General features: G+C 59.2%; 15 protein-coding genes and 1 pseudogene. 8 read left to right on the plus strand and 8 right to left on the minus strand.

What is annotated here, in order from left to right; genetic code table 11:
• Positions 1 to 14: 14 nt before the first annotated feature.
• The 3 genes and pseudogenes from MUU53_RS15005 to MUU53_RS15015 all read right to left on the minus strand — a co-directional run bounded on the left by MUU53_RS15005 (position 15) and on the right by MUU53_RS15015 (position 2,043).
• Positions 15 to 518 (minus strand): hypothetical protein, encoded by a 504-nt coding sequence (locus MUU53_RS15005; RefSeq protein WP_247261616.1) that lies wholly within the window; start codon positions 516 to 518, stop codon positions 15 to 17.
• Between the two features lie 439 nt (positions 519 to 957).
• Positions 958 to 1,104 (minus strand): annotated as a pseudogene (locus MUU53_RS15010) (type II toxin-antitoxin system RelE family toxin); the annotation flags it as partial.
• A gap of 192 nt (positions 1,105 to 1,296) precedes the next feature.
• On the minus strand, positions 1,297 to 2,043 hold the full coding sequence (locus MUU53_RS15015) for a DUF3750 domain-containing protein (protein ID WP_247261617.1): 747 nt from the start codon (positions 2,041 to 2,043) through the stop codon (positions 1,297 to 1,299).
• A gap of 91 nt (positions 2,044 to 2,134) precedes the next feature.
• Here MUU53_RS15015 and MUU53_RS15020 point away from each other — a divergent pair, with 91 nt between their 5' ends.
• On the plus strand, positions 2,135 to 3,142 hold the full coding sequence (locus tag MUU53_RS15020; RefSeq protein ID WP_247261618.1) for an asparaginase: 1,008 nt from the start codon (positions 2,135 to 2,137) through the stop codon (positions 3,140 to 3,142).
• Positions 3,143 to 3,153: 11 nt separating this feature from the next.
• Here MUU53_RS15020 and MUU53_RS15025 read toward each other — a convergent pair whose 3' ends face one another.
• Complete coding sequence (locus MUU53_RS15025; protein ID WP_247261649.1) at positions 3,154 to 3,507, minus strand: hypothetical protein; 354 nt, start codon at positions 3,505 to 3,507, stop codon at positions 3,154 to 3,156.
• 220 nt (positions 3,508 to 3,727) lie between these two features.
• Here MUU53_RS15025 and MUU53_RS15030 point away from each other — a divergent pair, with 220 nt between their 5' ends.
• Positions 3,728 to 4,348, plus strand: a complete 621-nt coding sequence (locus MUU53_RS15030; RefSeq protein WP_247261619.1) for a glutathione S-transferase family protein — start codon at positions 3,728 to 3,730, stop codon at positions 4,346 to 4,348.
• A gap of 220 nt (positions 4,349 to 4,568) precedes the next feature.
• The gene (locus MUU53_RS15035) at positions 4,569 to 5,273 is read left to right on the plus strand and encodes a DUF2087 domain-containing protein (RefSeq protein ID WP_247261620.1); all 705 of its coding nucleotides are present in this window, start codon (positions 4,569 to 4,571) and stop codon (positions 5,271 to 5,273) included.
• On the opposite strand, the gene MUU53_RS15040 is transcribed toward MUU53_RS15035, so the two are convergent.
• Complete coding sequence (locus tag MUU53_RS15040) at positions 5,221 to 5,886, minus strand: glutathione S-transferase family protein (RefSeq protein WP_247261621.1); 666 nt, start codon at positions 5,884 to 5,886, stop codon at positions 5,221 to 5,223. The two genes, MUU53_RS15035 and MUU53_RS15040, sit on opposite strands and share 53 nt — an antisense overlap.
• A gap of 110 nt (positions 5,887 to 5,996) precedes the next feature.
• Complete coding sequence (locus MUU53_RS15045) at positions 5,997 to 7,385, minus strand: TIGR03808 family TAT-translocated repetitive protein (protein WP_247261622.1); 1,389 nt, start codon at positions 7,383 to 7,385, stop codon at positions 5,997 to 5,999.
• A 238-nt stretch (positions 7,386 to 7,623) separates the two neighbouring features.
• Here MUU53_RS15045 and MUU53_RS15050 point away from each other — a divergent pair, with 238 nt between their 5' ends.
• The gene (locus tag MUU53_RS15050; RefSeq protein WP_247261623.1) at positions 7,624 to 9,168 is read left to right on the plus strand and encodes a diguanylate cyclase domain-containing protein; all 1,545 of its coding nucleotides are present in this window, start codon (positions 7,624 to 7,626) and stop codon (positions 9,166 to 9,168) included.
• Positions 9,169 to 9,202: 34 nt separating this feature from the next.
• On the opposite strand, the gene bioB is transcribed toward MUU53_RS15050, so the two are convergent.
• Together bioB and MUU53_RS15060 are read right to left on the minus strand one after the other, a co-directional pair.
• The gene (gene bioB / locus MUU53_RS15055) at positions 9,203 to 10,204 is read right to left on the minus strand and encodes a biotin synthase BioB (RefSeq protein ID WP_247261624.1); all 1,002 of its coding nucleotides are present in this window, start codon (positions 10,202 to 10,204) and stop codon (positions 9,203 to 9,205) included.
• Positions 10,205 to 10,385: 181 nt separating this feature from the next.
• Complete coding sequence (locus MUU53_RS15060) at positions 10,386 to 10,898, minus strand: MarR family winged helix-turn-helix transcriptional regulator (RefSeq protein WP_247261650.1); 513 nt, start codon at positions 10,896 to 10,898, stop codon at positions 10,386 to 10,388.
• Positions 10,899 to 11,012: 114 nt separating this feature from the next.
• On the opposite strand from MUU53_RS15060, the gene MUU53_RS15065 reads away from it, so the two are divergent.
• From MUU53_RS15065 to MUU53_RS15080, 4 genes are all read left to right on the plus strand, one after another.
• Positions 11,013 to 12,527: an MDR family MFS transporter gene (locus MUU53_RS15065; protein WP_247261625.1), complete on the plus strand. Its 1,515-nt coding sequence runs from the start codon at positions 11,013 to 11,015 to the stop codon at positions 12,525 to 12,527.
• 39 nt (positions 12,528 to 12,566) lie between these two features.
• Positions 12,567 to 13,577, plus strand: coding sequence for a ligase-associated DNA damage response exonuclease (locus tag MUU53_RS15070; protein WP_247261626.1), 1,011 nt, complete (start codon positions 12,567 to 12,569; stop codon positions 13,575 to 13,577).
• Positions 13,578 to 13,758: 181 nt separating this feature from the next.
• Positions 13,759 to 15,408 carry a cisplatin damage response ATP-dependent DNA ligase gene (locus tag MUU53_RS15075; protein ID WP_247261627.1) on the plus strand — a complete coding sequence of 550 codons (1,650 nt, stop codon included), beginning with the start codon at positions 13,759 to 13,761 and terminating at the stop codon, positions 15,406 to 15,408.
• A gap of 124 nt (positions 15,409 to 15,532) precedes the next feature.
• Positions 15,533 to 16,522: an alpha/beta hydrolase family protein gene (locus MUU53_RS15080; RefSeq protein WP_247261628.1), complete on the plus strand. Its 990-nt coding sequence runs from the start codon at positions 15,533 to 15,535 to the stop codon at positions 16,520 to 16,522.
• The last annotated feature ends 93 nt before the right edge of the window (positions 16,523 to 16,615 follow it).

Raw genomic sequence — 16,615 nt, forward strand, 5'->3', positions numbered from 1 at the left:
TGAAACGCAAGAACTCAATTGCCAGTCGGCGGGCAGTTGATAACCGGTGCATTTTCGCTGGCATGCACCACGCCTATGACTTGTCCCGAAACTACTCCGGCGCTGAAGAGCAGAACTTTACCTGTCACATTCAGATTTCCGCCCACGCATGACCATGCAGCGCTGCCATCCGGCTGGCTTGGTTTGGTCATGATGGCAATATTGTAGCAGCTTCCCCCCGCAAGCCGGTGCAGGCCCATGCCTGATTTGAAGAAGGGGCTTGTTCCAGGCTTTCCAAAATAGTTGTTGGCCGAAATGGCGATCTGTCCCTTCGGGTTGGTGGCGGAGGCGCCGACATTGGTAACAACGACGCCCACTTCATTCTTGGTCAAGACGGTCAGGTCGATTGAGCCTTCGTCCTTGAGGCAGAAACCGATGTCCGTTTTTGCCTGTTCTGCAGCGCTGGCAATATTTCCCAAGATACTAAGGGGAAGGGATGTCGAAAGAAAAATAATACCAGAAATAAAGGAAATACGCATCAATAATCTCCGCATCTATGCGATCTGTAAACCCTCCATAATCCTGAACCTGCTTCCGCAACAAGGACGAATTACAATCTCTGGATGAAAAAAATATCTGATACTTTCAACGGAACTGATGCATGAGGCGGCTTTAAATGAGGAGTGACTGGATCACCCTCCGCCCGTTCAAAATCAGCGTCGGCAAGATACATTTCGTGCCTTGAAATAACGAAAGGTCGAGCCTACCTTCTTGTCATGTTCAACGAAACGAAAGGAGGTGATCCGATGTCTAGTGAGATTGCGGTTAGCGAAATGGACATGGGAAAGGTTTTGGTGACGACGGGGCAGCCCTCGGCCTGATCCACACCTCCTGCAGGTTCCAGCCGCTTCGGTGGTGCTGAACCGGGTTCCTTTCGGACCAATACTCATGGAAGGGTCGCCAGTTGTGCGACCCTTTTTATTTTCTGTAGACTTCCCGGCGATGGCCGATTTCAATCACAAGGATGTCGAATGAACTGTCGGTAATGCGGCAGATGATTCTGTGATCCTTTATAAGATACGACGCGAGAGGTTCCGGCCTTAGACAGACCCCTCCCCAACCCTCCCCACAAGGGGGAGGGAGTTCCCTCGCATTCTTGGCGACCGCCTGTGTTCCCGTTCCAGGTGATCATGGTAGCGGCTTGCTCAACCTGCTCCCTCCCCCTTGTGGGGAGGGTCGGGGAGGGGATCTTTAGCTGCGCCGAGAACTGCGCTCCGCGCTCTCCGAGCCAACATTATAGCGAAGAAGCGGCGGGTGTCACACCCCGATCCGGCCGAAGGCGGGGATCTTGATGCCCGGCCGCATCACGTCGATGCCAGCCACCAGCCCCAGAAAATGCACCTCGAAGCCGCTGCGTACGCCGGCAGACAGGCCGATCAATCCGCGGATCGTCAGGTGCAGATCCTTCCCATCCTGATCCAGATGCACGAACGCGCCATCCGGCAGATAATCGCGGCCCACCGCATGCGGTGGCAGGACTGCGCCCAGTTCCGGCACGCTGCGCAACACATGTGCGACGAAGGTGTTGGAGTTCGGCCCCGGCCAGATGGTGTATCCACCGGGCTCGGCATAGGGGTAGGCGGCAATGGCCGCTTCCACCTTGGGAATGAGCGCCTGCGCATCTTCGCCCGTTATCTTCGTCACCAGTTCCGGTGGGTTGGAATACCAGAAGGCGTCCGCTGGGCGGTGATTACGCCGGATGGGTGAACCCCAGCCCACCTTGTCATAGCGGGTATAAATCCTTGCGCCTTGTTCCTTCGTCACGATCCACGCATGGCTGGCAACGGCGCCTTTCAGTCCACCGGTCTTGGCGGAAAATACGTAGACCGCTGCCTCGTCGCTTTGGGAAGCTTCCGGCAGAATGCCCGCAGAACCCCAGTTGGCCTCGCTCCAGCGGGCAGGGCGGTCCTGCAGCGCCCACCATCCGGCAGAGGCAAAGGTAGGCAGAAGGTATATGGCGAAGATCGCCAGAAACAGTCGCTTGAGGAAGATAAAGGTCGTCATGAAGAATACGGGTGCTCGTCAAAATCTGGCTGGTTGTCGTCCTGTTCTCTCGCTATGAAGATCAGCAAAGCATCATCTTCGAGGCAGGCCCATGCAAAATCCCGTGACCGTTGAAGTAACCCGTGGTTCTCTGGTCGAAAGCCGTCATCGCGGCATGGCCGTGGTTGTGGATGGCGCGGGCAAGGTGCTGTTTCAGGCAGGCGATATCGAGGCCGCCGTGTTTCCCCGGTCCGCCTGCAAGGCCATGCAGGCCATTCCGCTGATCGAAAGCGGCGCTGCGGATGCCTTTGGCCTAGCTGCAAAGGAACTGGCGCTCTCCTGTTCCTCCCATTCCGGCGAAGACGAGCATGTCTCGACGGCAGCGGGAATGCTGGCGAAAGCCGGACGCGATGTCAGCGCGCTCGAATGCGGTGCGCATTGGTCGTCCGACCAGAAAACGATCATCCATCAGGCCCGCACGCTGGAGGCGCCCAATGCCTTGCATAACAATTGCTCCGGCAAGCATTCGGGCTTCATCTGCACCTGCGTTCAGTCCGGATGGGACCATGCAGGCTATATCGGTTACGATCACCCGCTTCAGGCTGAAATCCGCGCCGTGATGGAGGATCTGACGGGGGCGGCACTCGGAACCGATAATTGCGGCGTCGATGGCTGTTCCATTCCCACCTATGCCGCACCCTTGAAAGGTCTCGCCCACGGTTTTGCGAAGATGCTGACGGGAACGGGTATCTCCAGGACCCGGGCCGACGCCTCGCGCCGCCTGATGGAGGCCTGCATGGCGGAACCCTTCTACGTGGCGGGTACGGGTCGCGCCTGCACGAAGCTGATGCAGATTGCACCCGGCAAGATTTTCGCCAAGACGGGCGCGGAAGGCGTGTTCGTCGCGGCGCTGCCGGACCACGGCGTGGCCATAGCTGTGAAGTGCGAGGATGGCACGACGCGCGCGGCGGAAAGCATGATCTTCGCTCTCGTCGCGCGCTATTTCGAAGCCGGCAGCCAGGAGCGCGAGGCGCTGATGGCGCTCGCCAACCGCACCATGAAAAACTGGAACGGCATCACCGTCGGCGAAATCCGGGCGACCGACGCCATGTTCGCCTGACTCTTTGAGGGTCAGATCCCGTCACCGATCCGGGCGGTGCCCACCTGACCATTATCGCGCACCCAGCGCAGCGTCTTTGAGCCTGTCTTGTAAAGCTCGAAGCACATGGGCGCGCCCTTGTACCAGGTCTGGAACTGCTGGCAGAGGCGGTCGCCCTTGATCCACCATTTGCCGGTGTCTTCCGGCTTGACGAAACGGCCGAGCCCCAGCGCTTCGCCGGATCCATCCACGACGCCGTTCTTGCGATAGTTCAGCGGGAACTCGCCGCCCATCGGCGTTGCCAGATAGATCCGCTTGCCGATGATCATCGACTGGATGTCCTGCGCGGAATAGGCCTGCTCTGAAGCCTGCGCGACATGCGGCATGACGAGACAAGCGGAAACAATCGCGGCAAAAAGAGGTTTGGCCCACAGCACGGGAAGCAGCGTTTTCAAGGTCGTTCTCCTGTTACGTGCACACATGCAGAAATAACGCAGACTGTGCTGAACCGGATCACCCTTCGCGAACGGGAAAGCCCAACTTCCCATCTTGCGCAACTGTACAAACATCGAAAAACTGCCAAGCCGAAAGTGGAGGATTCGCCAAGTGTATCAATTGTTTTTCTCTCCGGGTGCCTGCTCGCTCGCCTCACATATTACGCTTCGAGAGGCGGGACTTCCCTTTGAGCTGAAACGGCTGAAATTCGCAGAAGGCCAGCAGCGTTCACCGGACTATCTGAAGGTTAATCCGAAAGGTCGGGTCCCGGCGCTCGTCACTCCGGAGGGCACCATTACGGAAACCCCGGCCATCCTGTTTTATATCGCGCAGATCGCGCCGGACAAGAAACTCGCGCCGCTCGACAATCCGTTCGAGCTGGCACGGCTTCAGGCCTTCAACAGCTTCATCGCGTCTACCGTTCACGTGGCCCATGCCCATGGACCGCGCGGCTCCCGCTGGGCAACCGAGCCCACCTCGCTGGAGGATATGCGCCGTAAGGTGCCCGAAACCATGCGGGACAGCTTCCGCCTGATCGAGCAGGATCTGACCGGGGATTTCGTGATGGGTGACCGGTTCACGATTGCCGATCCCTATCTTTTCACCATGTCCAGCTGGCTGAAGGACGATGCCGTAGAGATATCCGAGTTCCCCAGAGTCAAGGCGCATTTCGAGCGTATGCAGGCCCGGGATGCTGTGCGGGAAGCACTTGCGGCAGAGGCGGCGGGTTGACATTGGACACATTACCCAGAGTCAGCCGGTTGACGTCTGCGGCAACTATGCGTATCCCTTGTGTCACAGGGTCCGCAGTTCACCCAGGCGTCACCGCCCGTTTTTGACGGGAGCTAAACCTGCCATCACTCCCGTTTACACGACAGGTTGTCCTTCGTGCCGGGTCGGAAGACGGTGACCACCGACAGCATTCCACGGCACGATATCGAGGATAATGACGATGTCGAAACCTGTATCGGGCATGGTGGTGACGGATGTCTCCGCCTTCGCCAAATCCATCCGCAAGGAGCTTCTGGCGCGTGAGACCGGACCTGATCATAAGCCGGTCAGCCATCTGGAGCTTCTCAACATTCTGGCTCGCAGCGCAGGCTTCCGGAATTTCCAGCACTTGAAAGCATCGGACCGAAAAGTGGACACCGGTTTTCGGGCAATCCGATGCGAGGAAGAAGCATCGTGCCGTGTTGCCGAAACCCGTCTTGATGCGCGCGAGACGTTAGAGCCGGAACCCGTCGATCACCGCAAGATCGAGCAGATCCTGCGCTGTTTCGATGCGAGCGGCGTGCTTTTGCGCTGGCCGAAAAAGACCTCGCAACAACGGCTGGCACTGTGGTGGTGCTGGGCGGCGATGCCATCCAGACGGGATCTGACCGAGCCGGAGGTCAATGTAGTCCTGAAAGCGTTGAATGGCTTTGGGGATCACGTGCTGATGCGCCGCGAGATGATCGACTGGGGTATGATGACCCGCTCGCTGGACTGCAAGGTCTATCGCCGGGTCGAAACAAAACCGCCCGCGGAAGCGGCAAGCCTGATTGCCCGCCTGAAGGAGCGCAAGCGGGCAGGGATTGTTCCAAGACCATCAGGCCGCGAACAGTTCAGACTGGCCCGGATGCAGGCTCCGCCAGCCGCTTCTCCCATATCGCCTTGAAGGCGGGGCGGGCCTGCGCCCACTCCAGCCAGCCTTTGAGGGCAGGGCGGGTCTCGAACAGAGGTGCGTAGGGTTGAGCATAGCGCACGATTTCAGCCACGTTGATATCGGCCGCGGTGAAGCGCTCGCCCACCATCCAAGTCCTGGCTTTCAGGTGCTTTTCCAGCACGTCGAAGGAGCGGGTAAGTGCCGCAGCGGCAGCTTCCATCGTCGCCTTTGTCTCGTCCGTCTGCTTACCGAGCGAAGCATAGGAAATCTTCAGGGCCGTCGTCTCAATTTCCGTGGCAACGAACAGCGACCATTGCATCATCGCCGCATCTTCAGCGACATCGCGAGGGCCAAGATCACCGCCGTATTTCTTGGCGAGATAAAGCGTGATGGCGAGCGATTCATGGACTTTGACATCTCCGTCTTCCATGGACGGGATGGTGCCCATCGGGTTTACAGAGAGAAAGGCTTCAGACTGGGTATTGATCGGCGCATCGGAGCCAAGCGGGTTTTCCAGTCTCTTGGCCTGCACCACCGGAATATGCTCGAACGGGATCCCGAGTTCTGTCAGAAGCCAGAGCGGGCGCGTGGCGCGCGAACGGTAGGAGCCGTATAGTTTGATCATGTCTTGCAATCCCTTCTGATCGTGCCCACTGATCGTGGTGGTCGCAGAGTAGGGAGGGCCGAGGTTGGAGAAAAGCTCAATCCCCGTGAACTGGCCATGATATTTTTAGATCAACCACTCCGATTGTTCATGATCGTCAGGTGCTTGTATGCGCTGCTGCCGGCAACGAGATCGCCTGTTGCTGCATCGTGCCAGCGATACCCGATGATGGCGCCCTTGGGCGTCTTCTCGAACAGATTGTTGGCTATGCTCGCTTGTCCGGCCTCTTCCACCACGGAAACGGCCATGCCCGTTTGCGCCTCGCGGATGATGTTGCCGGTGACCAGCACATTGCGCAGATAGGCGCCCCAGCCCGCCAGAAGCCCGAAGCGTGCCACGCGCTCCACCACATTGGCCGAAATCACGGCGTCTGCCTCCGCCGCAATACCATAGCCGAAGCCGACGCTGTCATGCACGTAAGGGCCGGTATCCCGGATATTGCGCACGATATTGCTGGAGATGACACCCAGCCTGCCGCCGGAATCGAAGTTCACGACGGAAATGCCGTTCGCGCCGCCATCCACCAGATTGCCGCTGACGAGCGCTCCTTCGAAGCCGAACTCGGAATAGATCGCGGTTTCGCCGGAGTTGAGACATTGGTTGTTGGTGATCTGCACATTGGAAGCTGCATTGGCGCGAATGGCCGTGAATGCGCTGTCTGCAATGTGGTTGCCGCTGACGAGCACATCATCGGCGCGGTAGAGGTTGATCGCATTGCCAAAGGGGCCGGTGCCGCCATAGTCGGCCCTTGTTTGCAAGATCCTGTTGCCGGTCACCAAGGTGCGGTCGGACCCTTTGACCGTTCGGTGAACCAGGATGCCGCCATTGCCGCAGTTCGTAACCTCATTGTCGGTCATGGCACTGTTGGTGCCATCGACGGCCAGAACACCGTATTCCGCCACATTGCCAATGCGGCTGCGGCGAAGCGTGGCGCGGCATCCCTCCATATAAATACCGCTGAGACGGGAGCCTGAAAATTCGCAATCCTCGATCACTAGGTCGTTGACCGATTGCGCGGAAAACAGAGCCTTCGCCTCGGCGCCAAGCGGCAGGTTGGCGCCATCGATGACAAGGCTGGAAAGGCTGAGGCGTTTCAGCCCGCGCGCGCGCAGAAAATGACTGCCGCCGGTGAAGACGATGCGGCTGGAACCGGCAATGCCGGTCAGTCGCGTATTCTCCGGAAGATCCAGCTGCGAGAGAGGATAGGTGCCAGGCGGCAGGAATACCGGCATATCGCGCGCTGCCGCCTTGCGCAGAAGATCGCTGAGGTAAACAGCGCTTGAGCGAGAAGCGTCCGCTACTACACCAAAGCGGCCGGGATCAATCGTGCCGCGAAGCTCAGGTTTCGTCTCCGGGCGTGATGCAGCGAGGGAAGAAGAGGGGCGAATCATAACCGTGCCAGCGGCCGCACCCAACAGGAAAAAGTCTCGGCGTGACAAAGACTTAATAAAGTTCATCATGATGCGCTCATTGATCGGCATCCGTCACTGTATCGGATTGACGCACCGGTTTCACCCCGATCCGGCACAAATGGAAATCTCGTCGTTTTGCGCTGTGCAAGTTAAGCAAGGGTAAGGGATTCTACCCCATTATTCACACTGTTGCACCTACGCGTGCATAGTTCGGGAGTTATGTCTGCCAGCAGCGGGAAAGTGGTGGAGCCCGGATATGTCGAATGTGCGCGGGAAGAGATTGCTTATGACAGATACTTTGGCTGGTGGCGGTTCTTCACCGTCGCTGGATGATCCCCTGCAGGAACTGAAACAACGTCTTATCCGGATCTCGACACTGTTTTCACCGGAGGATGGACAGTCGACCGTTTTCCAGACGTTCGATGCCCGCTCGCTGCTGGATCAGTTTTCAGAAGAAGTGCATATGACCGACCGGCTGGGCCGATTGATATTTGCCAATTCGGCGGCCATGGCGCGTATACGCACCTGCGCGCCGCTGACCTTGACCGCCGAGAACATCTATTGCGATGAGGTCGAAGCACGCTTCCTGCTGGAGCAGGAATTGATGGCGCGCGGCACGGTGGACGAACGCGAGGAGGTTATTGCCGAACCGGATGGTCGAAAGATCTGGTTGCTCACCACCCGCACGCCGCTTCGTAACGATGAAGGTCAGGTCGTTGGTCTGATGGTTATGTCCCGCGACATTACGGAACGCAAGCAGCATGACGAAATTCGTCAGTCCTATGCGCAGACGCTGGAGATGATTGCCCGAGGCAAGCCACTTCGTGACATTCTGGAACGCATCTGCCTGATGGTGCAGCAGCCTTTGTCGGGCATCTACGCGTCCATTCTTCTGTTCGAGGAGGAGACTGCCACCTTGCGGCACGGTGCTGCGCCAAGCCTTCCGGATGCCTATACCCGGATCGTCGATGGCATCCAGATCGGGCCACGCGTTGGCTCCTGCGGAACGGCTGCCTGGCGTCGGGAGGCCGTCATCGTCCGCGATATCCAGTCCGATCCTCTGTGGAGCGACTTCAAGGAACTGGCGGGCGCCTTCGATTTGCACTCCTGCTGGTCGACACCGCTTCTGGGCGCGGACGGAGCGGTGCTCGGCACGTTTGCCCTCTATTCGCAAACCGTTCGCGAACCGAGCGATGCTGAGATCAGGATGACGAGCCTCGCCTCGGATCTCGCGGGTATCGCCATAGAACGTGCGCGCACCGAACAGAAGATCCGTTTCATGGCGCACCACGATCCGCTCACCGGCCTGCCGAACCGGGCTATGTTCTGGCCGCAATTCAGCCGGGCGCTTGCACAGGCCGCACGCGAAAATCGCAAGATCACCGTCGCTTATATCGATCTCGACAATTTCAAACAGATCAATGACGGACTCGGCCATGCGGTGGGAGACGAGGTCCTGAAGGTGATTTCGCACAGGCTGATCGAGTCGATCCGCTCCACGGATCTCGCAGTCAGGCTGGGCGGCGATGAATTCGCGATCGTCTTCAGCAATCCCATGCAGGATGAGGCGCATGTCCTGCGGCGGCTGGATGATATCCGCAGGCTCATGGCGGCTCCCATAGAACTGGAGGGTCACAGCATCCATGCGACGTCCAGCATGGGTGTAGCCTTCTTTCCAAAGGATGGAACAACCCCCGAGGAGCTTCTTGCGCGTGCCGATGCGGCCATGTACGAGGCCAAGGCCGGAGGGCGCGATAAGCTGGAGGTCGCCCCAATGACCCGTATCGTCTCCGGGCGCTCGCTTCTGGCAGAAGCCTGTCCGGCCGAGTGAGCGGCTTCCCGTGGCCGCTCTCCGCCATCCTGGTTTAGGTCAAAGCAGTATCGTGAACTTGTGCGCCGATGGCACCGAAGAGTGCTGCATCCTCGCCAAGTTCCGCGTTGGGCGTGGTCAGCAGCTTGTCGCCGTAAAAGACGGAATTTGCTCCGGCAACCAGGCAAAGGATCTGCGCTTCCCGGTTCAGGCTGGAGCGTCCGGCGGACAGGCGGACCGTGGACGTCGGCATCACGATTCGTGCCGTTGCCACCATGCGCACCAGTTCAAGCGGATCGATAGGCGTGCGATGCCCGAGCGGCGTGCCTTCGACCGGCACCAGCGCATTGATCGGAACGCTTTCGGGATGCGGGTTCATCGTTGAGAGAACATGCAACATGGAGGCACGGTCGCGCAGGCTCTCTCCCATGCCGATTATACCGCCGCAGCAGAGATCTATGCCGTAGGAGCGAACGGTTGCCAGCGTCTCCAGCCGGTCTTCATAAGTGCGGGTGGTGATGATCTCGCCGTAGAATTCCGGGCTTGTATCGAGATTGTGGTTATAGGCTGTCAGTCCTGCTGCGGCCAGCCTTGCCGCATGGTGGGGCTTCAGCATGCCAAGCGTGACGCAGGCCTCCATTCCGAGATCGCGCACGCCTTCCACCATCTGCACCACGGCGTCGAACTCCTTGCCGTCGCGAACCTCGCGCCAGGCAGCCCCCATGCAGAAGCGTTCGGCACCCGCCGCCTTCGCCTTGGCTGCAAGGCCGATCACCGTGGCCGGGTCCATCAGCCGGTCCTTGGTCAGGTCCACCTCGCGATGATGGGCCGACTGCGGACAATAGGCACAGTTTTCTGGGCAGCCACCGGTCTTGATTGAAAGCAGGCTCGCCTTTTGCACCTTGTTGGGGTCGTGATGCTCGCGGTGAACGGCATTGGCGCGACCGAGCAGTTCCAGCAGGGGCAGTTGGTGCACAGCCAGGATTTCATCCACCGTCCAGTCCACCTGGGTGTCAAGGGAAGCTACCTTTGATGTCTCCTTGCCGTTCCTGACCATGCCACAATCCATCACGTCACCTTTTTATCTATAATTTTGAAACAGAGTGACGCATACAGTCACAAAAATCTCGTTGCCGCAACCTTCTGTGGATGTGATTCCAGATGTTTACGGTGCAGGGTTCAATTTTATAGATAATTTTGTGTTGGATAAACAAAGGCGATGAGGATGATTGCGAAATTCAATCCTGATCGGAAAGCTGCGAGATCTGGTCGAAGCGGTCGATGAAACGTTCGAAAAGGGCACCGAAGACGTGACGTTCTTCCGGGCTCCAGTCCTCCAGAACCTGTTCGATCATGTCCTGTTTGACATTGCGCAGTTCTGAGAGAAGGGCTTCGCCCGCATCTGTGATCTGGATGAGCGAGCGCCGCCCGTCTTCCTGGCAGGCGTCACGGCGCAAGATGCCGCGCGCAACCAGTTCCGCCACCAGCCGACTACCGCGCGAGGCATCCAGCCGCATTGCATCGGCAATCGCGCCGACGGTCACCGGCTGCTGGTCAGCGCGCAGGCGCCGCACGACATCGAGAATATCCAGTTGCGAAAGTTCAAGTCCCGGTGCTGCCCGCGCAATGGCCAGACGGCTGATGACACGGCGACCCATCATCACCCGCATGCGCGTCATCGTATCGCCGATGCGCTGCACATCGGGGTAGGCCTGTTCCGCGTTTCGAAGTCTGAGCTGATCCTTCGTCATCGCGAAGCCGTATACCAAATGCATGTTTCATTCAAGCATATGCATAGAACATGCGTTTGACGTTGACAATTATGTGCGTTCAGCACATGAATTGCCAAAATTCAGGATCAGCTCATGGATATGCCCTCCCGCCCGGCCGAACCGATGGCCAGCCCTCTGGTGACCAGTCACGCCCGTCGGCTTGTCATCTTCCTCTTTCTGCTCACTGCCATGTTCATGGCAACGCTCGACAACCAGATCGTGTCGACTGCCCTGCCGACGATCGTGGGCGAGTTTGGCGGGCTGGAAAGGTTCGGCTGGGTGGGGTCTGCATTTCTGCTGGCCACCAGCGCCGTCATGCCAGTCTATGGCAAGCTGGGCGACCTGTTCGGCCGCAAATATGTGATGATCGGCGCTGTCACCCTGTTCACCATCGGGTCTCTGCTCTGCGGTCTCGCCTGGTCGATGAATTCCCTCATCGCAGCGCGTGTGTTCCAGGGGCTGGGCGGCGGTGGCATCATGGTCTCCATCTTCGCCATCAATGCCGATCTGTTCGAGCCGCGGGAGAGGGCGCGTTACCAGAGTTATTCCAGCCTCGTCATCATGGCCTCGGGCAGTCTCGGGCCACTGATCGGCGGCACCATGAGCGATCTTTTCGGCTGGCGCTCCATCTTCCTCATCAATTTGCCCATCGGCATCGTGGTTCTCGCGGGCCTCATCTTCCTGCTGCCGAACCGGCGTCCGAGCCGCCAGCCGAAGATCGATTATCTCGGTGCAATCCTGCTGGCAGTGGCCAGCACTTGCGTCGTGCTATTGACCGATGGGGTCTCGCTGTTTGGCTCTATTTTCTCACTGGGCAGTCTTGCTGTACTCGCGCTCGGCGTGGTCGCAGCCGTTACCTGGGTTATGGTGGAGCGGCGCGTCCCGGAACCCATTGTTCCGCTTCGCCTGTTCAAGGATTCGACCTTCTCGCTGTTCCTGATTGTCTCATTGATGACCGGTGGGGTGGCCATCGGCATGGTCAACTATTTCGCGCTGTTTTTGCAAACCACGACGGCGCTGTCGCCCACGCAGGCGGGACTGTTCTTCATCGCGGTCACGGGCGGTATCGTCATCGGCTCGCTCACGGCCGGTCGCCTCATCTCGATCACGGGGCGCTACAAGCCTTTCGTGGTGGCGGGCCTCGTGCTGAATGTCATTACGCTGCTGCTGTTCTCGCAATTGCATGCGGGAAGCTCGCTGGTCTTTGTTGGTATCATCATGTTGCTGCAGGGCCTGTCTGTCGGGCTTGGTCAGCAGGGGCCGATCATCGGCGTCCAGAACGCGACGCCACGCGCCGATGTGGGATCGGCAACCGGAGCCGTGACCTTGACCCGCATGGGTGGCGCGGCAATCGCGATCTCCGTCTATGGCGCGATCATCGCCTCGCACATGCATGGCGTCAGTATTCCTGGCGTCGAGAATGCGGCGGCCATTTCACCAGACCAGATGGCGAAGTTGCCGGACGCCACGCGTCAGGCCATCGCCAACGCCTATGCCAGTGCCTTCGAGCCGATGTTCCTCACGGCAGCGGGTTTTGCTTTGGTCGGCCTGATTGCGGCGCTGATGTTGAAGCCCATTCGCCTGCCGGTGGCAGACAGAATAAAATGATCCCTTTCAAAGGTAGGATTTCTGCCTATCTTCAAGGGCATGAAACCAGAGGCGCTGCTGCATCCCACGCCCGCCGGGCTCTTTTGCCCGCTCGGTAAGTTCCACGTCGATCCCGTGCGCCCTGTTGAGCGGGCGCTCATCACGCATGGTCATTCCGATCACGCGCGCGCAGGCCACGGCAAGGTGCTGGCGACACGCCAGACGCTGGATATCATGGCGTTGCGCTATGGCGAGGATTTCACCCGCAGCGAACAGGCGGCCGAGTGGGGCGAGGTGATCGATGTCGATGGCGTATCGGTCCATTTTCATCCCGCAGGTCACGTGCTGGGATCGGCTCAGATCGCCATTGAACGGGATGGCCTGCGCATCGTGGTATCCGGCGATTACAAGCGCGGGGTCGATCCGACCTGCGCGCCCTTCCAGCCGGTGCCCTGCGATGTCTTCATTACGGAAGCCACCTTCGGCCTGCCGGTTTTTCATCACCCCGATCCCAAGGCGGAAACGCGCAAACTGCTGGCCTCCATTCGCCAGTTTCCGGAGCGTACGCATCTGGTAGGCGCCTATTCGCTTGGCAAGGCACAGCGTGTCATCCGCCTCATCCGCGATTGCGGCTATGACAAAACCATCTTCATCCATGGCGCTTTGGCAAAGCTTTGCGACTACTATGTGAGCCAGGGCATCGAGCTTGGGGAACTGCGCCCGGCAACCATCGAGAAGAAAGATCCTTCTGCCTTTCATGGCGCCATCGTCGTCGGCCCGCCTTCGGCGTTTCAGGATCGCTGGGCGCGACGTTTTAATGAGCCCCTGATTTCGTTTGCCTCCGGCTGGATGATGGTGCGCCAGCGCGCCAAGCAGGGGGGTGTGGAACTGCCGCTGGTCATTTCCGATCACTGCGACTGGCCGGAGCTGCTTGAGACAATTCGGGAAATTTCCCCGCAGGAAGTGTGGGTCACGCATGGCCGGGAAGAGGCGCTGGTGCGCTGGTGCGAGCTTCAGGGCCTGCCTGCCAAGCCTCTGCATCTGGTTGGCTACGAAGACGAGGGGGATTGAACGTGGTGTTGACCATGGTGAAGGAAAACCCCTCCCCACCCTCCCCACAAGGGGGAGGGCTTAACCCAGTCGCACTGTCGCGGTTTAGTCGAAGCGAGCGCTTGCCGCGGGGTTTCTCCCCCCTTGTGGGGGAGATGCCCGGCAGGGCAGAGGGGGACTTTCTTGTCGGAGCGTTACTCCCATGAAACCCTTCGCAACACTGCTCGACCGCCTCGTTCTCACCCCATCGCGCAATGGCAAGCTGACTTTGCTCACCGATTATTTCCGCTCGACCCCGGATCCGGACCGTGGCTATGGGCTGGCGGCACTGGCCGGAACGCTGGATCTGAAGGCCATCAAGCCTGCACTGCTGAAGGAACTGGCGCTCGAAAAGCTCGATCCCGTGCTCTTTCAATATTCCTATGATTATGTCGGTGACCTCGCCGAAACCATATCGCTGATCTGGGATGGCGGTGAGAAGGAGCATGTCGGCGAGGCGGAGCAGCCGCGTCTTGGCGACGTGGTGCATCGCATGAATTCGCTGGGCCGCACGGAAGTTCGCGCCGCCGTGCGCGATCTGCTGGATCAGCTCGATCACTCCAGCCGTTTCGCTTTCCTCAAGCTCGCCACCGGTTCTCTGCGCATCGGTGTTTCGGCGCGTCTTGCCAAGCAGGCGCTGGCCGAGATGAGCGGTCCAGATGGCCTGAAAAAAGACGTCACCGAAATCGAAACGCTCTGGCACGGACTTGAGCCGCCCTACGAGCCGCTGTTTGCCTGGTTGGAGGGCAAAGCACAGAAGCCGGTGCTGGCAACGCCTGCCATCTTTCACTCCGTCATGCTGGCCAATCCCGTGGAAGAGGGCGATCTCGACAAGCTCAACCCGGATGATTACGCCGCCGAGTGGAAATGGGATGGCATTCGTGTCCAGATGTCGAGCTTCGGGGGAACGAAGAAGCTCTATTCTCGCTCCGGCGACGATATTTCTGGCGCCTTTCCGGATGTGATCGAGGCGATCAATTTCGAGGGCGTCGTCGATGGCGAGCTGCTGGTTGGAGGCACTGCCCGCTCCAACAGCGCCACTCGCACCTTTTCTGATCTTCAGCAGCGGTTGAACCGAAAAACCGTCAACACCAAAATGCTGGAAGACTATCCGGCTTTCGTTCGCGCCTACGACCTGTTGTTCGACCGCGATGAGGATATCCGCGCACGCAACTATCTTCAGCGGCGCGAGGAGCTGGCAGAGGTCATCGAAAAAGCGCCGCATGACCGCTTCGACATTTCCCCGCTGATCGATTTCCAGAGCTGGTCGCAACTCGATCAGCTACGGCTCGCTCCCCCCGATCCCGTCATCGAAGGTGTCATGATCAAGCGGCGCGACAGTGTCTATCAGGCCGGACGTCTGAAGGGGCCTTGGTTCAAGTGGAAGCGCGACCCGTTCAACATTGATGCCGTCATGATGTATGCGCAGCGCGGCCACGGCAAGCGCTCCAGCTATTACTCGGATTTCACCTTCGGCGTCTGGGCGGAAGGGGAAGGCGGGGCTGAGCAACTGGTGCCGGTCGGCAAAGCTTACTTCGGCTTCACCGATGCGGAACTGGAAGTGCTGGACAAGTTCGTGCGCGATAACACGGTGGAGCGTTTCGGGCCGGTCCGGTCCGTCAGGGCCGAACCCGGTTTCGGCTTCGTGCTGGAAGTGGCGTTCGAAGGCATCAACCGCTCCACGCGGCACAAGTCGGGCGTTGCCATGCGGTTTCCCCGCATCTCCCGTTTGCGGATGGACAAGCTGCCGCGCGATGCAGACCGGCTTGTGACGCTAACTGCCCTGGTGGATGCCAAGGGTGGTGGGGAATGAAAGCATCGATTGATTCCCAAAGCACAATCCCGTTTCACTTCAGCGAGTTGTGAACGCGGGCATCTTGAGTTTCGTCTTTGCTGCGCTAGCATTTAAGCCATAGCGTCATGTCTCGGGTCTGCCCATGCTCCTCAATCGCCGTGTTTTGCTTTCGGGTGTAGGTTTGAGCCTCGCTGCACCTTATCTCGCTCGAGCACAGGCTCTGTCAGCGCCAACTGGTCAAGTTTCGTCGGGGGGCCTAGTTGCGCCCGCCGCTCAAGGCGCAGCAGCAGAGCGCAAGCCGGAATTTCCGATTCCCGAAGTTCCCCCGCTGGAGCAGATGGACTATGCCGAGGCTCGCAGGCATTTCCGCACGCGGCTTCTGGTCAAAGGCCCTTCGCCGGAAACATCCTCTCCGCTTGGCAAGCCGCCGGGTGCGCAGCGCATCACCTATGCGGGCGGACCGGATGGAAGCCTGCAACTGATCGCCTGGGTCAACGAGTACGAGCCTTCGGATCAGTTGAGGCCCGGCATTCTGTTCCTGCACGGGGGTAATGCGACCGGCGATGGACATTGGCAATTGATGAAGCCCTATGCGGATGCGGGCTTTGTGGTCATGCTTCCCTCTTTCCGCGGCGAGAACGGCCAGCCGGGGGATTATTCGGGTTTCTATGACGAGACGTCTGATGCGCTTGCCGCAGCACGCCATCTGGAAAGCCTGCCGGGGGTCGATAAGAATCGGCTCTATCTTGCCGGTCACAGCAATGGCGGCACGCTGGCCCTTCTGGCCAGCATGGCTGTTCCCATGTTCAAGGCATCGGTCCCCATGTCAGCCGGTGTCGACGCATGGCGCTATTTTGGCCGTTTTGACGAAGAGATCCGGTTCGATCCGCATAACCCGCAGGAATTCATCATGCGCTCCTCTGTCTGCTTCGGGCATAGCCTCAAGTGCCCGACGCTTCTTTTGCGCGGAACGGAAGAGCGGCCCTTCGATCGCAATCATCAACTAATGATCGAGCGTGGGCGCACAGCGGGCATGCGCGTCGATCATCGGCTGCTACCGGGCAATCATAACGGCGTCGTCCCCGGTGCCGTGGTCGAAAGCATCCGCTTCTTCAAGGAATATGGAGCCTGAAGCAGGCCGCAAAAGTGTGACGCCGTTTCGCGGCACCGCCATGCGTTCAAGAACTGATTGCATACGCCAGCCTCGCGAAAGTTGGGGCTGGCA

The organism is Affinirhizobium lemnae (genome assembly GCF_022968395.1).
Taxonomy (GTDB): domain Bacteria; phylum Pseudomonadota; class Alphaproteobacteria; order Rhizobiales; family Rhizobiaceae; genus Neorhizobium; species Neorhizobium lemnae.